This window comes from Paenibacillus sp. Paensp111 (assembly GCF_059492195.1).
Window position 1 is genome coordinate 3,506,470 of sequence record NZ_CP168527.1, and the last position, 18,531, is coordinate 3,525,000.

Annotated in this window: 14 protein-coding genes, 16 tRNA genes and 1 rRNA gene (1 of these 31 only partly in view); 1 reads left to right on the forward strand and 30 read right to left on the reverse strand. The window is 49.0% G+C overall.

The window, feature by feature from the left end:
- Positions 1-164: 164 nt before the first annotated feature.
- Both ACEN86_RS16465 and ACEN86_RS16470 read right to left on the reverse strand, forming a co-directional pair.
- Positions 165-962, reverse strand: a complete 798-nt coding sequence (locus ACEN86_RS16465) for a TrmH family RNA methyltransferase (RefSeq protein ID WP_495631648.1) — start codon at positions 960-962, stop codon at positions 165-167.
- A gap of 17 nt (positions 963-979) precedes the next feature.
- Positions 980-1,645, reverse strand: coding sequence for a potassium channel family protein (locus tag ACEN86_RS16470; protein ID WP_495631649.1), 666 nt, complete (start codon positions 1,643-1,645; stop codon positions 980-982).
- Between the two features lie 141 nt (positions 1,646-1,786).
- On the opposite strand from ACEN86_RS16470, the gene sspI reads away from it, so the two are divergent.
- The gene (gene sspI, locus ACEN86_RS16475) at positions 1,787-2,020 is read left to right on the forward strand and encodes a small acid-soluble spore protein SspI (RefSeq protein WP_127200088.1); all 234 of its coding nucleotides are present in this window, start codon (positions 1,787-1,789) and stop codon (positions 2,018-2,020) included.
- Between the two features lie 106 nt (positions 2,021-2,126).
- On the opposite strand, the gene ACEN86_RS16480 is transcribed toward sspI, so the two are convergent.
- The 28 genes from ACEN86_RS16480 to ACEN86_RS16615 form a co-directional block, all read right to left on the reverse strand.
- Complete coding sequence (locus tag ACEN86_RS16480; RefSeq protein ID WP_495631650.1) at positions 2,127-3,710, reverse strand: peptide chain release factor 3; 1,584 nt, start codon at positions 3,708-3,710, stop codon at positions 2,127-2,129.
- 169 nt (positions 3,711-3,879) lie between these two features.
- On the reverse strand, positions 3,880-5,433 hold the full coding sequence (gene zwf, locus ACEN86_RS16485) for a glucose-6-phosphate dehydrogenase (protein ID WP_495631651.1): 1,554 nt from the start codon (positions 5,431-5,433) through the stop codon (positions 3,880-3,882).
- A 178-nt stretch (positions 5,434-5,611) separates the two neighbouring features.
- Positions 5,612-6,391: a hypothetical protein gene (locus ACEN86_RS16490; protein WP_495631652.1), complete on the reverse strand. Its 780-nt coding sequence runs from the start codon at positions 6,389-6,391 to the stop codon at positions 5,612-5,614.
- 134 nt (positions 6,392-6,525) lie between these two features.
- The gene (locus tag ACEN86_RS16495) at positions 6,526-7,176 is read right to left on the reverse strand and encodes a response regulator (RefSeq protein WP_127200236.1); all 651 of its coding nucleotides are present in this window, start codon (positions 7,174-7,176) and stop codon (positions 6,526-6,528) included.
- Positions 7,154-8,233, reverse strand: a complete 1,080-nt coding sequence (locus ACEN86_RS16500) for a sensor histidine kinase (RefSeq protein ID WP_495631653.1) — start codon at positions 8,231-8,233, stop codon at positions 7,154-7,156. The genes ACEN86_RS16495 and ACEN86_RS16500 overlap by 23 nt, the downstream gene beginning before the upstream one ends.
- Before the next feature lie 18 nt (positions 8,234-8,251).
- Positions 8,252-8,902, reverse strand: coding sequence for a cell wall-active antibiotics response protein LiaF (gene liaF, locus ACEN86_RS16505; protein WP_495631654.1), 651 nt, complete (start codon positions 8,900-8,902; stop codon positions 8,252-8,254).
- A gap of 144 nt (positions 8,903-9,046) precedes the next feature.
- On the reverse strand, positions 9,047-9,757 hold the full coding sequence (locus ACEN86_RS16510; protein WP_495631655.1) for a PspA/IM30 family protein: 711 nt from the start codon (positions 9,755-9,757) through the stop codon (positions 9,047-9,049).
- A gap of 2 nt (positions 9,758-9,759) precedes the next feature.
- On the reverse strand, positions 9,760-10,317 hold the full coding sequence (locus ACEN86_RS16515; RefSeq protein WP_495631656.1) for a PspC domain-containing protein: 558 nt from the start codon (positions 10,315-10,317) through the stop codon (positions 9,760-9,762).
- Between the two features lie 5 nt (positions 10,318-10,322).
- Positions 10,323-10,997 (reverse strand): PspA/IM30 family protein, encoded by a 675-nt coding sequence (locus ACEN86_RS16520; RefSeq protein WP_495631657.1) that lies wholly within the window; start codon positions 10,995-10,997, stop codon positions 10,323-10,325.
- A 39-nt stretch (positions 10,998-11,036) separates the two neighbouring features.
- The gene (locus ACEN86_RS16525; RefSeq protein WP_495631658.1) at positions 11,037-11,336 is read right to left on the reverse strand and encodes a LiaF transmembrane domain-containing protein; all 300 of its coding nucleotides are present in this window, start codon (positions 11,334-11,336) and stop codon (positions 11,037-11,039) included.
- A 540-nt stretch (positions 11,337-11,876) separates the two neighbouring features.
- Positions 11,877-14,267, reverse strand: coding sequence for a YcdB/YcdC domain-containing protein (locus ACEN86_RS16530; RefSeq protein WP_495631659.1), 2,391 nt, complete (start codon positions 14,265-14,267; stop codon positions 11,877-11,879).
- 140 nt (positions 14,268-14,407) lie between these two features.
- Positions 14,408-14,487, reverse strand: a tRNA-Leu gene (locus ACEN86_RS16535).
- Positions 14,488-14,525: 38 nt separating this feature from the next.
- A tRNA-Arg gene (locus ACEN86_RS16540) sits at positions 14,526-14,602 on the reverse strand.
- 43 nt (positions 14,603-14,645) lie between these two features.
- Positions 14,646-14,719: transfer RNA gene (locus tag ACEN86_RS16545), tRNA-Cys, on the reverse strand.
- Positions 14,720-14,724: 5 nt separating this feature from the next.
- A tRNA-Gly gene (locus ACEN86_RS16550) sits at positions 14,725-14,799 on the reverse strand.
- A gap of 7 nt (positions 14,800-14,806) precedes the next feature.
- Positions 14,807-14,881: transfer RNA gene (locus ACEN86_RS16555), tRNA-Gln, on the reverse strand.
- 28 nt (positions 14,882-14,909) lie between these two features.
- Positions 14,910-14,985 (reverse strand) — tRNA-His (locus ACEN86_RS16560).
- Between the two features lie 22 nt (positions 14,986-15,007).
- Positions 15,008-15,081: transfer RNA gene (locus ACEN86_RS16565), tRNA-Trp, on the reverse strand.
- Between the two features lie 6 nt (positions 15,082-15,087).
- A tRNA-Tyr gene (locus tag ACEN86_RS16570) sits at positions 15,088-15,172 on the reverse strand.
- A 6-nt stretch (positions 15,173-15,178) separates the two neighbouring features.
- Positions 15,179-15,254, reverse strand: a tRNA-Thr gene (locus ACEN86_RS16575).
- A gap of 17 nt (positions 15,255-15,271) precedes the next feature.
- Positions 15,272-15,347, reverse strand: a tRNA-Phe gene (locus ACEN86_RS16580).
- A 32-nt stretch (positions 15,348-15,379) separates the two neighbouring features.
- A tRNA-Asp gene (locus ACEN86_RS16585) sits at positions 15,380-15,456 on the reverse strand.
- Between the two features lie 16 nt (positions 15,457-15,472).
- Positions 15,473-15,546, reverse strand: a tRNA-Met gene (locus ACEN86_RS16590).
- 14 nt (positions 15,547-15,560) lie between these two features.
- A tRNA-Val gene (locus ACEN86_RS16595) sits at positions 15,561-15,636 on the reverse strand.
- Between the two features lie 177 nt (positions 15,637-15,813).
- Positions 15,814-15,888 (reverse strand) — tRNA-Glu (locus tag ACEN86_RS16600).
- 9 nt (positions 15,889-15,897) lie between these two features.
- Positions 15,898-15,989 (reverse strand) — tRNA-Ser (locus ACEN86_RS16605).
- A 3-nt stretch (positions 15,990-15,992) separates the two neighbouring features.
- Positions 15,993-16,068: transfer RNA gene (locus ACEN86_RS16610), tRNA-Asn, on the reverse strand.
- An 89-nt stretch (positions 16,069-16,157) separates the two neighbouring features.
- Positions 16,158-18,531, reverse strand: a 23S ribosomal RNA gene (locus tag ACEN86_RS16615) (it continues 553 nt past the right edge of the window).

Consider the following 18,531-nt stretch of genomic DNA (forward strand, 5'->3'; position numbering starts at 1 on the left):
CCTTTAGTCAACTTTATTAATATTATATTTTATATACTCCCGTCTCGGCACCCTTGTTAATTAAGCTCCTTAATTATTTACGTACGTATTTTGAACCAACAATACCCAAAAACCAAAAAAAGAAGCCGACAACCATCAGCTTCTTCCCTCAACTCCCCAGCCCTCTATCCTCCCAAGAACTCCCGCTGCCTAAGCGCCTCATACAGCAGAATTGAGGCCGCCATGGCCACATTCAGGGACTCTGCATGGCCCTTCATCGGGATGATCAAGGCATCGTCAAGCTCAGCCAGAATAGGGGCTGACAGGCCGCTGGCCTCGCTGCCGAACAACAGCCAGGTCGGGCCCCTAAAGTCATACTCGTAACATATCCGAGCTGCCTGAAGGCTCGTTCCTGCCAGGCGGATTCCCTTCTCCTTCACCTTGGGAAGGAGCTCGGCCAAGTCTGCTTCGATCACCGGAAGGTGAAAGATCGACCCCATGGTGGATCTAAGCGTCTTCGGATTGTAGATATCCGCACACCCTGGCCCCACAATCACACCGCTTGCCCCGGCCGCATCCGCCGTGCGGATAATGGTGCCTACATTCCCGGGATCCTGCACCCCGTCCAATACCACGACCAGGCTGTTATCCTGCTCCATTAGAGCTTCCCACGAGCTGCGATGCTTGCGGATTACGGCAAACACAGGCTGCGGCGATTTGGTATCGCTGCACTTTGCGATAACAGCTTCAGATACCCCAACCCACTCGACTGACAGCTTTCCTGCCCCGGCCTGAGCCAGCTCTGGAGGAATGCCGTATTCTACCGAATAAGCGATGACTTCAATCTCGGCTTCGGCTTTGAGCGCTTCCTGCACGAGATGGATTCCTTCCACAAGGTACCGCTGCTGCCGGTCCCGATGCTTCTTCTCTAATAGCTGTGCCCACTCTTTAACACGCGCATTCTGCGGCGATATAATGTCCATATTATTCATCCTAGCTTCTAAATTTGGGAATAAGCAAGCTCAAGCTTGGTTAAGTCACTCTTCTCACCGACGATGACGAGAATATCACCTTCGATTAACCGGTATAGAGCATCCGGCGAAATATTCATTTTCGTCCCGTTCTTAATGGCCATGACGTTGCAGCCGAACCGGGCACGAATATTCAGTTCCTTCAAATTCTGGCCAATCATGGCCGAATTCGCTCTAATCTCCAGTATGCTGTAATCATCAGACAGCTCAATGTAATCCAGAATATTAGGCGATGCCAAATGGTGAGCAACCCGCTGACCCATATCCCTCTCCGGATAAATGACTTTGTCGGCGCCGATCTTCTGCAGTACCTTGCCATGCAGTTCATTCTGAGCTTTGACTACAATAACAGGCCCACCCAAGTCCTTCAAGATTAAGGTGGTCAAAATACTGGCCTGTATATCCTCACCAATCGCAACAACCACCACATCGAAGTTCCGAATTCCGAGCGCCCGTAGCGCCTCTTCTTCTGTAGAATCCGCCGACACCGCATGGGTAACAATGTGAGACACTTCCTGGGTACGCAGCTCGTCCGAATCAATGGCCAGCACATCAAACCCCATCGTACTCAGTGAATTCGCTACACTATATCCAAATCGGCCCATTCCGATCACCGCAAACTGCTTCTTAGCCACGATTTAATCTCCACCTGCCCGGTAATTATAATGCAATTAGTATACCATACTCCAAAGTGAACTTGAATTTACAAGTCGAGATTCGGGAACAGTAAGATGCGGCCCTTTTACACCATGGTACACATTAAAGGAGGAATTCGAGTGGGAATCATGCTGGATCTGAGACAAGCTGTCGTTCATAAGGTTCATGGTCAGGATGAGAACGGCCTTAGAAGCATGATCGAAGGTTCTGTGGATGGACCGGAAGCTGCTCTTCCCGGTCTTGGTGTCATGTTCGAGATGATCTGGAAACAGATGGACAGAAGCAGACAGGACGAGCTAATCAGCCTCGTTAGTCAGCAGCTGAAGACCACCGAACTCAAACCGCTGCGTTAGCAAAAGATTACCGGAGCCCCAGGCTCCAGCTCTCAAAGCTGCAAAAAAACCCTCTCCTTGCTCACACAAGGGGAGGGGGTACTTATCCATAGAAAATCATTACCGTTTATGGTGCAGTCTCCAGGAACTTTGCTGTCGGATTCTTCTCCATCGCGGTTCTCATGGCATATTCGTTCTCGAACAGGACTACATAGTTATCCTTCTTGTCTTTCACAAGAGTGGAGTTAATCCGGAATTTGGATGGATCGATCTTATCATCAATAATCCAGCGGGCGAACTGATAAGGGACGCGCTGCAGCTGCACATCTACCCCGTATTCCCCCTTCATCCGATACTCGAACACCTCGAACTGGAGCTGTCCAACCACGCCCAGAATCGTATCATCGAAGCTAACTGTGTTAAATACCTGAATCGTACCTTCCTCAGTGAGCTGATCGATTCCCTTCTGGTACTGCTTATGCTTGAGCGCATTCTTAACCGTTACTTTGGCAAAAATCTCTGGTGAGAACGTAGGCAGCTCATCGAACACAACCTCGCTGCCTTGACTCAGTGAGTCTCCAATCCGGAAAATACCCGGATCGAACAGACCGATAATATCACCGGGATAGGCCTCGGATACAATGTCACGGTCTTGCGCAAGGAACTGCTGCGGTTGGGAGAGCTTGATCTCTTTGCCTACCCGAACATGCTTTACAGACATCCCCCGCTCAAATTTGCCCGAACAAATACGCAGGAACGCGATCCGGTCACGGTGTGCAGGATTCATGTTAGCCTGAATCTTGAACACATATCCGCTGAATTTCTCGTTCGTCGGTTGGATAATTCCCGCCGTGCTTTGACGCGGCTCCGGCTTCGGTGCAAGCTCCAGGAAGTTCTCAAGGAAGGTCTGTACCCCGAAGTTATTCACCGCACTGCCGAAGAAGACCGGGGTCAGTTCTCCGCGTCTTACTTTCTCGTAATCAAAAGGATCTCCCGCCACATCAAGCAGCTCTACGTCCTGACACAGCTGATCATGGAGATACTCACCAGCCATTTCCCGAATCGCAGGGTCATTGTAATCTTCAACCTTCTTGACTTCGATTGAGGAGTGATCGTCTCCCTGGAACAGCTCAACCTGGTTCTTCATCCGGTCATAGACGCCGCACAGCTCACGTCCTGATCCGATCGGCCAGTTCATAGGAACCGAACGGATTCCAAGCACTTCCTCAATTTCTTCCATCAATTCAAATGGACTGCGTCCTTCGCGGTCCAGCTTGTTAATGAAGGTAAAGATCGGAATTCCACGTTTGGCACAGACCTGGAACAGCTTTACCGTCTGGGCTTCCACGCCCTTGGCTACGTCAATCAGCATGACAGCACTGTCTGCAGCCGTAAGCGTCCGGTAGGTGTCTTCACTGAAGTCCTGGTGACCTGGCGTATCCAATATATTAATGCGGTGGCCATTATAATCGAACTGCATCACGGAGGAGGTTACGGAGATCCCCCGCTGCTTCTCAATTTCCATCCAGTCACTTGTTGCATGCTTGCTGGCTTTACGGGCCTTTACAGATCCCGCCGCTCGAATCGCTCCCCCGAACAGCAGAAGCTTCTCCGTCAATGTCGTTTTCCCCGCATCCGGGTGGGAAATAATCGCAAACGTTCGACGTTTGTCTACTTCCTGCTGCAGCACTTCTGACAATGCTTTGCTCATTTCTCACTTATCCCTTCGTTCCACAAGTCATGTTTTATATTGTAACATATTTTATCCGCCTGTACGCAAATCATCCTCATGCATAACATACATGAGGATGAGCTGCTTTGATCTCTTAAATTATAGATTCACACCAAGCAAACTTCCCAAGCTTCGGACCTTAGCCAGGTTATCCCTGATTCTTGATCCAGATCACATTGTCTTCGTCCTGCCCATTAACCGGCCACCAGTGGAAGCCATCCTTCGCCAGAAGATCATGTGCCTCCTGCGGTCCCCAAGACCCGGCTGGATAATGCTTGATATCTCCAGGGTTCTGCTTCCACGCCTGTGCGATCCGGTCGATAAAGGACCAAGCAGTAGCCACTTCATCCCAGCGTGTAAAGTAAGTGGAGTCACCTTCAGCCGCGTCGTGAATCAAGCGCTCGTAAGCCTCTGGTGAGTTAATTCCCACTTGGCAGCTTTGGCAGAATTCCATAGCCAGCGGCTCAATTTGGGATTCGGTTCCCGGCTTCTTGGCATTGATTTTGATATAAATGCCTTCCATAGGATTAACCCGAATGACGAGCAGGTTGGGTTCCAATGTATGCTTTTGCCCAAGGTACACATTCGTAGGCATATTCTTCAATTCAACTACAACCTCGGTTGTCTTAACAGGCAGGCGTTTGCCGGTACGGATATAGAAAGGCACACCCGCCCAACGGAAGTTGTCCACAAGCACCTTGGCCGAGAAGTAAGTTTCGGTGTTCGAATTAGGATCCACTTTATCTTCCTCGCGGTAGGCCGGAAGCTTCTGATTCCCGCTCTCCCCTTGTGTATATTGAGCTCGCACGACATTCTCCTCAACTTCCGCTGCGGAAGAGTATGGACGAAGTGAGCGAAGGACCTTAACCTTCTCATCACGGATATCCTCAGGCAGCAGACGGCTTGGCGGCTCCATGGCAATCATGGTGAGCATCTGCAGCATGTGGTTCTGTCCCATATCGCGCAAGGCCCCTGCATGGTCATAGTAGCCTCCACGCTCTTCTACTCCAACCGTCTCACTCAGCGTAATTTGAACGTTAGCGATGTGCTTGTTATTCCAAAGCGGCTCGAAGAACGCATTGCCGAACCGGATGACTTCAATATTTTGAACCATTTCTTTGCCGAGATAGTGGTCAATACGGTAGATCTCTTCCTCTTTAAATACATGACTGAGCTCTTCATTCAGCTTTTGAGCGGACAAGAGGTCGTAGCCGAACGGCTTCTCAATCACGAGACGGTGCCAGCCGGCGCTGTCCAGCATGCCGCCCTTTTGCAGATTAACCGAGACGCTTCCGAATAGTTCCGGAGCCAGTGCCAGGTAGAACAGCCGGTTGCCCGGAATTCCATAACGCTTCTCCAGACCTTCCGTTTGTTCCCTAAGCTCATGGTATCCGTCGATATTATTAATATCCAGGGATTTGTACTCGAAATGTTCCGCGAATCTGTTCCAGTGTGCCGTGTCGAGCACCTTATACCGGCAGAACTCCTGAATCGAGTTGTACAGGTCATCATGGAATTCTTCTCTGGAACGCGGTCTGCGTGCTACACCAATAACTGCGAAATCCTCAGCCAGCTTGCCCTCGCGATACAGAGAGTAGATTGCCGGGAACAGCTTGCGCCGTGCCAGGTCACCAGTTGCTCCAAAAATAAAAAATACAGCTCCAGGGGTCTTTAGTGCATTTAAATTTTGTTGTTCAGCCATGGCTCCTCATTTCTTTCTATGTAGTATAGTTGTATATTTATGCACGAGGCATAATGTATTTCGCATCCATTTATTTCATTTGTGTTGATTAATTTTAGCATATTCGCTACAAGGATGCTATCCACAACTATTGTGATCAGATAACTATTACTTACCTATCCGATAAAAAGATATTATATTAATATTCCACGGTCAATACGGGCGATCCGATCGATAATTCTTTTTCCCCGGTTCCCGTATTCAAGTGAATAGCCATTTGCAGCCCGATGTCTGAACTTCCACTCCGTACGGTGATCGGAAAGCTTGGAACTTCATAGGACTCTGAAGCGGTGTACTGATCCTGAAAGCCCTCCACCCGATGAAGCTTGAAGAACACTCCTGCTTTACTTTCTGCCTCACCAAGGAGCTTCATGACCTCTTTATCTTGCTGGCCCGCTGTTCCCTCTCCGAGCATCGGAGCGTTCCCTTGTGCCGCCGCATTCCACTGAATATCCACGCCAAGTCCGCCGAGCTTTTGCCCTACAGCGGTCTGAGCCTGCATCAGCTCCGAGGTATTCCCCTGGCTGGATCCATTAATTTGTGCCACTACATACAATCCCTGTTCCTTTTTAGTTACAGAGAACTTGACCGGAATCTGTCCGATTCGTCCCTCTGAACGATACACAAAGTGATCTTGTACCACCACTGCTGAAGGCTTAGCTAATCCCAATTGTGCCGCAATAAGTTTAGCTCCTTCCCCGGGCTTATAAGCAGTATTCCAAGCACCCTGCCATTTTATAATCATATCAAGCGGTTCATGGGTAACAGAGCTGCCTGCCGCTAACACCGCATTCAGCTGTTTCTCCGCATCTTTTACACAGTCCGAGCTAATGCCGGAGGCCTCGTCGCCATTTTTGAATCCCAGAACGCCCACTACGAGCAGTATCACAATAAAGATAAGTCCCCACCCTTTAATCATCCCAATAACATCCTCTCTAGCAAATCTATCAATCTATGAATCAGGATGTCCTTTCGCCGCTCACTTTATACTCCTTATAGGATCACAAAAAAACCGGAGACCTCCGTCTCCGGTTTGCTTCTGGCCTTCACAGCTTACTCGGCCAATCCGTTCTTGTAGGCATAAATGGCTGCCTGTGTGCGATCTTCCACATGCAGCTTGGCCAGGATATTGGTCACGTGAAATTTCACGGTCTTGACCCCAATAATTAGCTCATCCGCAATATCCTGATTGGACTTCCCTTGCGCCACTAACCGGAGAACATCCATCTCCCGCTCCGTCAGCTCCTCATGAGCCGCCGCCTCCGCCTTGGGCTGACGGAATCGGTTCATCATCTTGGAGGCTACTTGAGACTCCAGAACTGATTGGCCTCTCGCCGCAGCCCGGATGGCATCGGCCACCTCGGAAGCTCTTGAAGTCTTAAGAAGATAGCTGAACGCTCCTGCTTCGATAACGGGGTACATTTTCTCATCATCCAGATAACTGGTCAGTACAATCACCTTGCATTCCGGATACAGCTTGAGAAGCTGACGCGTGGTCTCGATGCCATCCATTCCTTCCATCACCAGGTCCATCAGAACCACATCGGGTCTGTACTCCTGGGCCAGACGAATGCCTTCCTGTCCGCTGCTAGCTTCACCTACTACTTCAATTCCATCCTCAGTCCCCAGGACAGCAGCGAGGCCAATACGCACCATTTCGTGATCATCAACCAGCAGTACTTTAATTGGAATCTCCGTCTCCATCGTTCTCATTCCACCCGCCTTCCTCTATCATTAAAGGTACTGTAATTTCAATCCGGGTTCCAGCTCCCGGCGAAGTAATGAATTGAATGGAGCCGCCAATTTCATGAACGCGCTCCTGCATCGTCGATAGCCCGTATGACGTCTGCTTCTTCTCATCCATTTGAAATCCGATTCCATTGTCTCTAAGAATAACTTTAACAGCCTCTGGACGATGATGGATACGAATCTCCATCTTATCGGCCTTGGAATGCCGAAGGGTATTGGACAAGGCTTCTTGGATGATCCGGAAAAGGTGATTCTCAATCCCTTTGACAAGCTTGATATCAGGATCCATATCCAGCGTAATATCCATGGGCACTTTACTCTTCAGCTCTCTAACCAGCTCAGCTACTCCTTCAGAGAGCGCCTTGCCTTCCAGGTATACCGGACGTAAATGGAGCAGCAGGGCTCTCATCTCGGATTGAGCCACAGACGACATCTCCTCAATCAGCTCTACCTGTCTCTGTGCTTTGTCAAAATCCTTCTCCAGCGTTCGCCCCACCGCGGTTGCCGTCATCGATATAGCGAACAGCTGCTGGGATACCGCATCATGGAGTTCCCGCGCAAGCCGCTGGCGCTCTTCCACAATGGCGGATATTCTTGCCTGCTCCGCCAGCTGGGCATTGTGGGTGGACAGCCGCTGCAGGGAGTTGACCTGCTCCTCCCATCTTTTACCGATACGCTCCAGTTGTTCTCCCAGCCGTCCAATCTCGTCCTCGCCAAGCTCCGGAACCGATCTGGACAGATTTCCCTTCTCCCACTGCAGCAGAGAATCTCTAAGCAGATCCATCCTTCTTTTCACGCTATAAATTTGATAGAGTCCATATGCTGCTCCGGTACCAACCAACAACAGACCTCCTGTTAAAGCTGCCTGGATGACCTTGGTCCACGAAGAAGCTGGACTTAAATAACCATATGTATTAAGCAGGTACAGAATAGCGCCGCATAAAAAGAAAGACAGGAGAATCCCGTCACGCATACTGCGAGAAATCATATTCACCGGTTTTTTTCGTCTCATCAGGGACTCCCCTCCTCTCTATGATAAACGTATATCAATATCTCCTACGAGGTAAGAAATCATAATTTTCACTTTTTTCTCCCGAAATTCGTAATTAGGCGAACGCCAGTACAATCGGTTCACCATCCCGGTCTCTTTCTGTGGCCCGAACTCAATTTGCCCGAACATGACGAAGGCCTCAATTTCTACGCCATAATCCTCCGAGATCACGAGATCTATGTCTCCGACCACGCCTTGGAACATCATGATATTCTCAGGCTCTTCCACTATAGCCAGGGACAGATCAATGTCATGCTCACCAAGCACATGCCACATACTGATACTCCGAAGCGCCCAAGGGTCGCTGTCCCAGTGAACACCTGCAATGAAATTCTGCTTCTGAATATGGTCTCCCCGGGGGAGCATCTTCTTGACCTTTGCATAGAACAATCCAAGTGAAATCAGGATGACGGCCACAACGAGCATCAAATGCTCAAGCAGTATAAGTCCACTGCCTATGGCCAGCAGAATATAGCCGGTCTTGACCTCTTCTCCTTGACGGATTTTGTAGACTCCGTAGACAAGAAATAGCAGGGCCGCAATGGTAAGGAAGTTGATGCCTTGACCAAAGAACAGAAGAAGTCCGAATCCGATAAGCATAATGGCCACAAAAGATTTCCTTTTATCCATGCTGCACCTCCTGTCTAAGTATAAAAGATTCATCCGCCCAAATATAGAGTCCTGGCTCCAAAAGCTCGGAAAAGCCATGACGGTATCTGCATACCGTATGGCTTCACCTCAACTAGAATATCATATTCCACTAATGGACGGTAGTTATTCTTCAGATGCTGCTGATCCTGTGTTAGAAGGAGGGTTCAGCTTGGATTTGAGCGCATTCAGCTGCTCTTCTACCCGAAGCTGTTTCTGCGCATCTGCAGGGCTGATATAAGAACCAGCACTTGCTGAAGGACGGTAAGGCGTACCCAGCACATCTGCTTCGGCTTCCATTTGAAGAATTTTCTCTTCCATACGGCTGAAACCTAGGGCTGCACCTCCACTTTCAATGGTGTTCAGCGGGTTAGCCTGGGACAGCTGCTTCTTGGCTTTGGCCATTTGTGCACGGGCTACAAGCTCATTGCGCTTATTCCGCAGCTTGTAGAACTCATCCTTCATATCATGGAGCTGCTGCTGCAGATCCGATGCATGAATTTCCGCTTGGGCATGAAGATCTCTGAATTCCGTCTGTATTTGATCAAAATGAATTTTCTCTTCGAGCAGACGGCGGGCAATCTCCTCCTGACCGTTCTTCAGCGCAGCTTCAGCTTGAGCTTCACGCTGTGAGGATACACGATAAGCCTCTTCCAGGCGCTGCTTCATACGGCGTTCATTTGCCATCTGCTTCGCAACCGTTACCTCAGCATCCCGAATCTCGGCTTCCATATCCCGAAGATATTGGTTAAGCATAACAATTGGATCTTCCACTTTATCGAGCATTTCATTAACCGACGCTTTAGTGATATCTTTGATTCTTTTAAATACTCCCATAATTACAAATCTCCCTTCTCATATTTGGAAAGCTTGCGGCGAAGCTCATCCAATTCTTTTTTTAGTGCTTTTTTCTCGATGTCATCCATCATGGAATCCAAATTTGAAGCCTCATCCTGTCCTTTAAAAGAAGAGCTGACTGGCCGCCCCCCCTGTGAAGGGTTCCCTTGGAACGGATTGCCCCCAAAAGGGTTACCTCCAAATGGGTTCCCGCCGAACGGGTTATTCCCATACTGCCCGTTACCACCATATTGGCCATTTCCGTAAGGAGGCCGCTGATTGTACCGTGGATCCCGGGGATCATAACTGCCCGGACCCGGGCCATATTGCCCGCCGCCCGGCCATCCGCCCTGATGGTAGGGATCGTAGGGGGTGTAAGGCTCTTTAGAAATAACAAGCGACGCGATCAAGTAGATCAGAATCGTGGTGCCACCGGAAAAAGGAATACTTACGACTGTCAGCAGTCTAAGCACACCGACGTTTACGCCAAAGGTCTCTGCAAGTCCCCCGCACAGACCCGTAATCCATCGGTCGCGCCGGGAACGATATAATGTGCCCATCGCAATTACTCCTCTCCTCGTTTGTTCAGCTTCTGTTTAAGTCGCGTGAGCTCCTGTTCCAGAGTAGATTGAATCGCAGTTCCTGCCTGATTGAACAGATCCTGCCCTGCCTTGCGAAGATCTCGCAGGCTCCGGGCTTCCCATTCCATATCGGAGACCCGATCTTCAAGACGATTGAACATTTTAGGTACATCTTGTGTGCCATAGCTGCCCATACGCTGATTCATTCTTTGCTGGAGACGAAGGGTTTCCATTCTCGCATAGTAATATTGTCTTTTGTTATATACAGCTTGATATTCCGTCTTAAGCTCATTCATTTGAGCTTCAAGCTGGTTAAGGGCTTCAAGACTTTGGCTGTACAGCTCCGAGTACTGCTCAAGCTTTTCTTCATAGAGCAGTTTCTCCTGAAGAGCCAGCTTGGCTAAGTGCTCCTCGCCTGCTTTTAGAGCAAGTAATGCCTGCTCTTCTCTCTTGCTGAGCATGGTGCTTGCATGGTCAACCTGCTGCTTCAATTGTCTGGTATGTCCGGAGTATTGATGATGCAGCTTCTCAGCCTCTGCAATCTCCTGCCGGGTTTCAACCAGGAATTGATCGATAAGCTGAACAGGATCCTGTGCTTGCTCCAGACGTTCATTCAAAGTGGCTACAGTAATATCTCTTACCCGTCTAAATACACTCATGATTGTTCAATTCCCTCCTAACCTTAATAGTACTGTGTATTAGTAAGTCCGTTTATTTCTAAGTGAGGAAATACCGTATACAATCAGTCCGATACCGAGTAGTGGTACGATGATCCAAGCCAGCTTGGAGATCAGGGAGACCACACCGATAAACAATACGATCCATCCGAAAAATGCGTTACCTCTACGAATTCCGTAATATCCAAGGGCAATCATTACGATGGCTATCAGAATACCGAACAGACTGCCGAAGAAAGGCGTCAGCTTGCCTAACAAGATCAGTACCCCAAGTGCAATAAGCACGATTGCAAATCCGCTTGGTTTGTTATTTGTTCTCATTTCTTTCACCGCCTCTCTTTAAGTTCAACCTTATGTCTTTATTCTAGGCCTTAACGTCATTTCCCAAAACGGACCGGGGACGGTTTTTTATACTGGACTAAGGTCGAGGATAAGCCGGGGCCTCAGATAGAGAGCGGTCTGGCCGTTCTGCGATAACCGCTGGGATGCGAGGGCGGCTAACTGCCAGGTAACTACCTGGGTTAACATGCCAGGGAATCTGATATAAGCATCCAAGCATCCGATATCTTCACCTGCTGTCTGCCACTAGCCCCCAGTTGCTTGTTGAAGGCACCTTGCGATGACCCCTACTGCTTGCTGTATGCCAATATTAAGTTCGTCACTTAAAATCCTTTCTCACGTTGATTAACAGTCCCTCTCATTACTCTCATTATTTCATTACTCTCCTTACTCTCCTTACTCTCCTTACTCTCATAACACCCATAACACCCATTCTTTCGTTGATCCCGAGTCCGGCGTAATCAAAAAACCCCTGGTCAGCAAGGACCAGGGATACTAGGTATTCATTCTCTGCTTAGTGAATTAAAAGCCGTTCTGCTTGAGGAAATTATCAGTTTGGCCAATTAAATCTTTGAGACGAATCAGAACATCTGCCGCTTCGGCGCGTGTAACCACCGCATCAGGTGCGAACATTCCGTTCTTCAGGTCAAGCAGCTTCAGCTTCAGCACAATCGCAGCTGCTCCTTTATGGGTAACACTATTGGCATCGGCTGCTCCAAGGAGATCTGTTGGTTGGTTGTAATACTGTGCCAGCTTGCTATACTGCAGCATTTCTACCAAATAGTTGGCTAACTGGTCGCGTGTTAGCTTGGCATCTAAAGTTAAGGTGCGATCTGGATCCACCGTCATCCAGTTATTATTGATAAATACCTGCAGCCCTTGGTAATAAGGGCTATCCACGCTAACTCCGGCAATTGAGCTATCATCCATACTGCCATAGTAATATCCCATATCGGGACTAACTGCTCTGGCTGCCATGTTGATCCACTCCCCTTGGGTAATCTGCTCATTTGGAAGTACAAGCCCATTACTATCCGGGACGATTACCCGATGCTGAACAGCTTCGCTCAAAGCCTTTTCAAGTGGATGTCCTTTAATGTCAGTCGCTTCTTTAACGCTTCCTCCGTATGGTGCGTAAATTTCTCGGCTTTTCCCTGTAAGGGCATCAAGCGGACTGTATGAAAAGTAATCATTACCGTTCTCTGAACTCGGTACTGGAGCATAGACCAATTTAACACTTGCTGGGACTGGGCTTCCATTCATTTGGTACATACCGCCAATACGCTCGTATTTCAGCTCCATTTTCCAATTCTTCAGATATAGATTCTTCGCTTCCTCTTTGCTAATCACAGGCTTATTATCTGGAAATCCGGATGAACTCGCCTTGGCCCCTGTAGTAAAGGAGCGGATCACGCCATCTGAGCTGAGATTCAGATCAATGGAGTCATACATAACAGGAATTCCGTTAATATATCTCTTGAAGCTGTATTGATATGTCGATGAGGAAACCTTCTTATCCCTGTCACTGATAAAAGTGAGCTTATACTCACTAGAAGCATTAGGAACCAATTTCTTCACAACCTGGAGCGCCTTTTCCTTGGCTTCTTTCGAGCTTAGAATTTTGCCTTTAGGTTTATATTCCTTTTCCGGAGGACTATAAGCATCAAATCGGAAAGATAAAATTTGACCCGTGGCCGTATCTATTACAGCATTGATGACTTCATTAGGGCTACCGCCAGTCTGATTATCCCTTAATGAAATATTCCACACTTTCTGCGAGGGGTTATTCCAGTATCTTGATATCTGCTTGTATTCCACTGTGAATTCGGCAGGAATTGGGATCAATGATTTGAGCCAATTCATAGCATCATCACCGTCTTGAATTGCTTCCTTGGAAGGAACGAAGTTATTGCCTCCAGAAGGAATTCCCTCAGGTTTCGAAAGAATTTGAACAGTACCTGCTTGAGGATCTATCTTCTTTCCTGTAACTGCGTCAATACTATTCGTGCTTCCATCAACCGGAGTGTAGCCCAAGAAGTACTTGGCCGATCCTAGGGAGTTAAGTTTCTCTGGAATATATGCCAGTTCTACATCAAAATTCTCCTTGAACTTTTGATCTGCATTTTCCAGGGTAATTGCCGGTTTTGGGGATGGATATTCAGCAAACGTCTTATATCGAACATAAGACGTAACTTCACCGTAATTGTTAACAGCTACCTGAACTCCTTCATTATCGGAATACAATCCGTTAACAGGTAGCTTGAAAGTGAAATAATAATTTTGCGTTATAAATAAAGAACCGTCCTGCCCATTATAACCCGAAGTGTCTTTCAAGCTTGCTACATCAATATTCTTTACTTTAGCTTTTAACCAATCCAGGGCAGCCTTCTTCGCTTCGGTTCGATCAACCTTAACAGCATCTTTTTTAGTGAACATTTGAATTAAACGATCAGGCAGACTAACCGACAATACCTCACCAGTCACACCATCGACTTGGGCGTCGAACCCAGTTCCGTAGTTGCCCACCTGAAGGGTATATTGAAGCTCCCACTTCTTGTCATAATCCACTGGATAACTATTCTGACCACCGAACTCAGCCATGTTCAATGTGGCTTTAAAGAGCATTGGAAACATTTCTTTAAGAGCTTTGTCAGCCTGGGAAGAAGTGATCTTTGCTCCTTTTGGAAGCTTATCTCCTGCTACACTACTGCCTGTGGAGGCAGCTGCCGAGCTGCTTGTAACTGTTGTATCCGCCGATACCTTCACCTTGCTGTCTGCCAAGGCAGCCGTAGGACTACTTAACATAAGCAGCACTAACGTACACGCTGCAAATATGAGAGGTCTATTCTTTCCTCCATATGTATTCTCTACAAATTTTTCAGTGGCGTTGTTACTGCTATTCTTCTCGATCATTAAAACTTCCCCTTTCCCTCCAGCTAATAAATGAAGCCTATAATAAAGAACGTCTCTAAATTGGAAAAGTTTGGTGGGAAAACACAAAATAAACATAAAAAAACCACGAACAAAATGTTCATGGTTTACTTTAACATATATGCCGGTGAAGGGACTCGAACCCCCACGGTTTCCCTCACGATTTTGAGTCGCGCGCGTCTGCCAGTTCCGCCACACCGGCATGGTGTGTGAATGTTCCCGATAAGTTAATGGGAAATATGGCGCGCCCTAAGAGATTCGAACTCCTGACCTTTTGATTCGTAGTCAAACGCTCTATCCAGCTGAGCTAAGGGCGCAAATATTTACTGCTTTGAAGAGATATTGTCAAACTTTAAAAAATGGAGGCGCCACCCAGATTTGAACTGGGGATAAAGCTTTTGCAGAGCTGTGCCTTACCACTTGGCTATGGCGCCATAAATGGAGCGGACGACGGGAATCGAACCCGCGACCCTCGCCTTGGCAAGGCGATGCTCTACCGCTGAGCCACGTCCGCATATTAATGGCTGGGGGTATAGGATTTGAACCTATGCGTGACGGAGTCAAAGTCCGTTGCCTTACCGCTTGGCTAACCCCCAACATTAATCATTACATTTCTAAGTAAAATGGGGCGATCGATGGGACTTGAACCCACGAATGCCGGAGCCACAGACCGGTGCGTTAACCCCTTCGCCACGACCGCCATAATACTAAGAATATTTAATTGGCAGGGGCAGCAGGAATTGAACCCACACCAACGGTTTTGGAGACCGTTGTTCTACCTTTAAACTATGCCCCTAAACACTGGTGGAGGCTGATGGATTCGAACCACCGAACTCGTAGAGAGCAGATTTACAGTCTGCCGTGTTTAGCCACTTCACTAAGCCTCCAAAGAATGGTGCCGGCGAGAGGACTTGAACCCCCAACCTACTGATTACAAGTCAGTTGCTCTACCAGTTGAGCTACACCGGCACGGTGTAAAAGAATGATGGTGGCTCGGGACGGAATCGAACCGCCGACACGAGGATTTTCAGTCCTCTGCTCTACCGACTGAGCTACCGAGCCATAATACATGTTATCCAGTTGTAAGATTTAAATGGCGGAGCCGACGGGATTCGAACCCGCGGTCTCCTGCGTGACAGGCAGGCATGTTAGGCCTCTACACCACGGCTCCACACTATGTAAATCAATTGCGGGGGCAGGATTTGAACCTGCGGCCTTCGGGTTATGAGCCCGACGAGCTACCGGGCTGCTCCACCCCGCGTCAGTAATATAATATGGTGGAGGCTGAGGGGATCGAACCCCCGACCCTCTGCTTGTAAGGCAGATGCTCTCCCAGCTGAGCTAAGCCTCCATATGTTAAACATAATCTTTATATTACCAGATGAACCTCAATAAAATCAAGTGTAAATAGTGGTGACCCGTAGGGGATACTCGTTCTCCGAACGAGACTGCGATGTATTCCTACCGAAGCAATTGCTCCGACGAACCCTTTTGAGTTCTCATCCCTATCTGATGTTATCTAAGAAAGTGGTGACCCGTAGGGGATTCGAACCCCTGTTACCTCCGTGAAAGGGAGGTGTCTTAACCCCTTGACCAACGGGCCTTACAATAATGGCGGAGAGAGAGGGATTCGAACCCTCGAGACGCTTGTGACGCCTACACGATTTCCAATCGTGCTCCTTCGGCCAACTCGGACACCTCTCCATATGGCTCCCCGAACAGGACTCGAACCTGTGACAACTCGATTAACAGTCGAGTGCTCTACCAACTGAGCTATCAGGGAACATTATTCAGTTCAGGCTTGATCGCCTGAAAACTAGATACGAAACGAATCTGCGTATGCTCTTCTTGGACTACGTCCTTCCAAGCTTGTTGGATAAGCCCTCGACCGATTAGTACTGGTCAGCTCCATGCATTGCTGCACTTCCACCTCCAGCCTATCTACCTCGTCGTCTTCAAGGGGTCTTACTAATTGGGAAATCTCATCTTGAGGGGGGCTTCACGCTTAGATGCTTTCAGCGCTTATCCCTTCCGCACTTAGCTACCCAGCTGTGCTCCTGGCGGAACAACTGGTGCACCAGCGGTGCGTCCATCCCGGTCCTCTCGTACTAAGGACAGCTCCTCTCAAATTTCCTACGCCCACGACAGATAGGGACCGAACTGTCTCACGACGTTCTGAACCCAGCTCGCGTACCGCTTTAATGGGCGAACAGCCCAACCCTTGGGACCTACTTCAGCCCCAGGATGCGATGAGCCGACATCGAGGTGCCAAACCTCCCCGTCGATGTGGACTCTTGGGGGAGATAAGCCTGTTATCCCCAGGGTAGCTTTTATCCGTTGAGCGATGGCCCTTCCATGCGGTACCACCGGATCACTAAGCCCGACTTTCGTCCCTGCTCGACTTGTCAGTCTCGCAGTCAAGCTCCCTTATGCCTTTGCACTCTTCGAATGATTTCCAACCATTCTGAGGGAACCTTGGGGCGCCTCCGTTACTCTTTAGGAGGCGACCGCCCCAGTCAAACTGCCCACCTGACACTGTCCCCATACCGGATCACGGTACCAGGTTAGAACTCCGATACGATCAGGGTGGTATCCCAACGTTGCCTCCACAGAAGCTGGCGCTCCTGCTTCTTAGGCTCCCACCTATCCTGTACAAATCGTATCAAAGTCCAATATCAAGCTGCAGTAAAGCTCCATGGGGTCTTTCCGTCTTGTCGCGGGTAACCTGCATCTTCACAGGTATTAAAATTTCACCGGATCTCTCGTTGAGACAGCGCCCAAGTCGTTACGCCATTCGTGCGGGTCAGAATTTACCTGACAAGGAATTTCGCTACCTTAGGACCGTTATAGTTACGGCCGCCGTTTACTGGGGCTTCGGTTCATAGCTTCGGGTTACCCCTAACCACTCCCCTTAACCTTCCAGCACCGGGCAGGCGTCAGCCCGTATACTTCGCCTTGCGGCTTCGCACAGACCTGTGTTTTTGCTAAACAGTCGCTTGGGCCTTTTCACTGCGGCCCCCTCGTGCTATTCACACTACCGGGGCACCCCTTCTCCCGAAGTTACGGGGTCATTTTGCCGAGTTCCTTAACGAGAGTTCTTCCGCGCGCCTTAGAATTCTCTTCTCGCCTACCTGTGTCGGTTTGCGGTACGGGCACCTTCTCCTGACTAGAGGCTTTTCTTGGCAGTGTGAGATCATGACCTTCGCTACTATAATTTTCGCTCCCCATCACAGCCCAGCCTTACGGTGTGCGGATTTGCCTACACACCAGCCTCACTGCTTAGACGGACATCCATCAGTCCGCGTCACTACCCTACTGCGTCACCCCATTGCTCATAACGGATTACGGTGGTACAGGAATTTCAACCTGTTGTCCTTCGACTACGCCTTTCGGCCTCGCCTTAGGTCCCGACTTACCCTGAGCGGACGAACCTTCCTCAGGAACCCTTAGGCTTTCGGCGGATCAGATTCTCACTGATCTTTTCGTTACTCATACCGGCATTCTCACTTGTATGCTGTCCAGCGCTCCTTACGGTACACCTTCAACCTACATACAACGCTCCCCTACCCCTGATGCAATGCATCAAGCCATAGCTTCGGTGGTGTGTTTAGCCCCGTTACATTTTCGGCGCAGAGTCACTCGACCAGTGAGCTATTACGCACTCTTTAAATGGTGGCTGCTTCTAAGCCAACATCCTGGTTGTCTGTGCAACTCCACATCCTTTCCCACTTAACACACACTTGGGGACCTTAGCTGATGGTCTGGGCTGTTTCCCTTTTGACAATGGATCTTAGCACTCACTGTCTGACTCCCGGATACAAGTTTATGGCATTCGGAGTTTGACTGAGCTTGGTAACCCTTGGCGGGCCCCGCACCCAATCAGTGCTCTACCTCCACAACTCTATTTTCCGAGGCTAGCCCTAAAGCTATTTCGGGGAGAACCAGCTATCTCCGAGTTCGATTGGAATTTCTCCGCTACCCCCACCTCATCCCCGCATTTTTCAACATACGTGGGTTCGGGCCTCCAGTGCGTGTTACCGCACCTTCACCCTGGACAGGGGTAGATCACACGGTTTCGGGTCTACGTCCACGTACTTAGTCGCCCTATTCAGACTCGCTTTCGCTGCGGCTACGGCTCTTCACCTTAACCTTGCACGGGAACGTAACTCGCCGGTTCATTCTACAAAAGGCACGCCATCACCCATATAGAGGGCTCTGACTTCTTGTAAGCACACGGTTTCAGGAT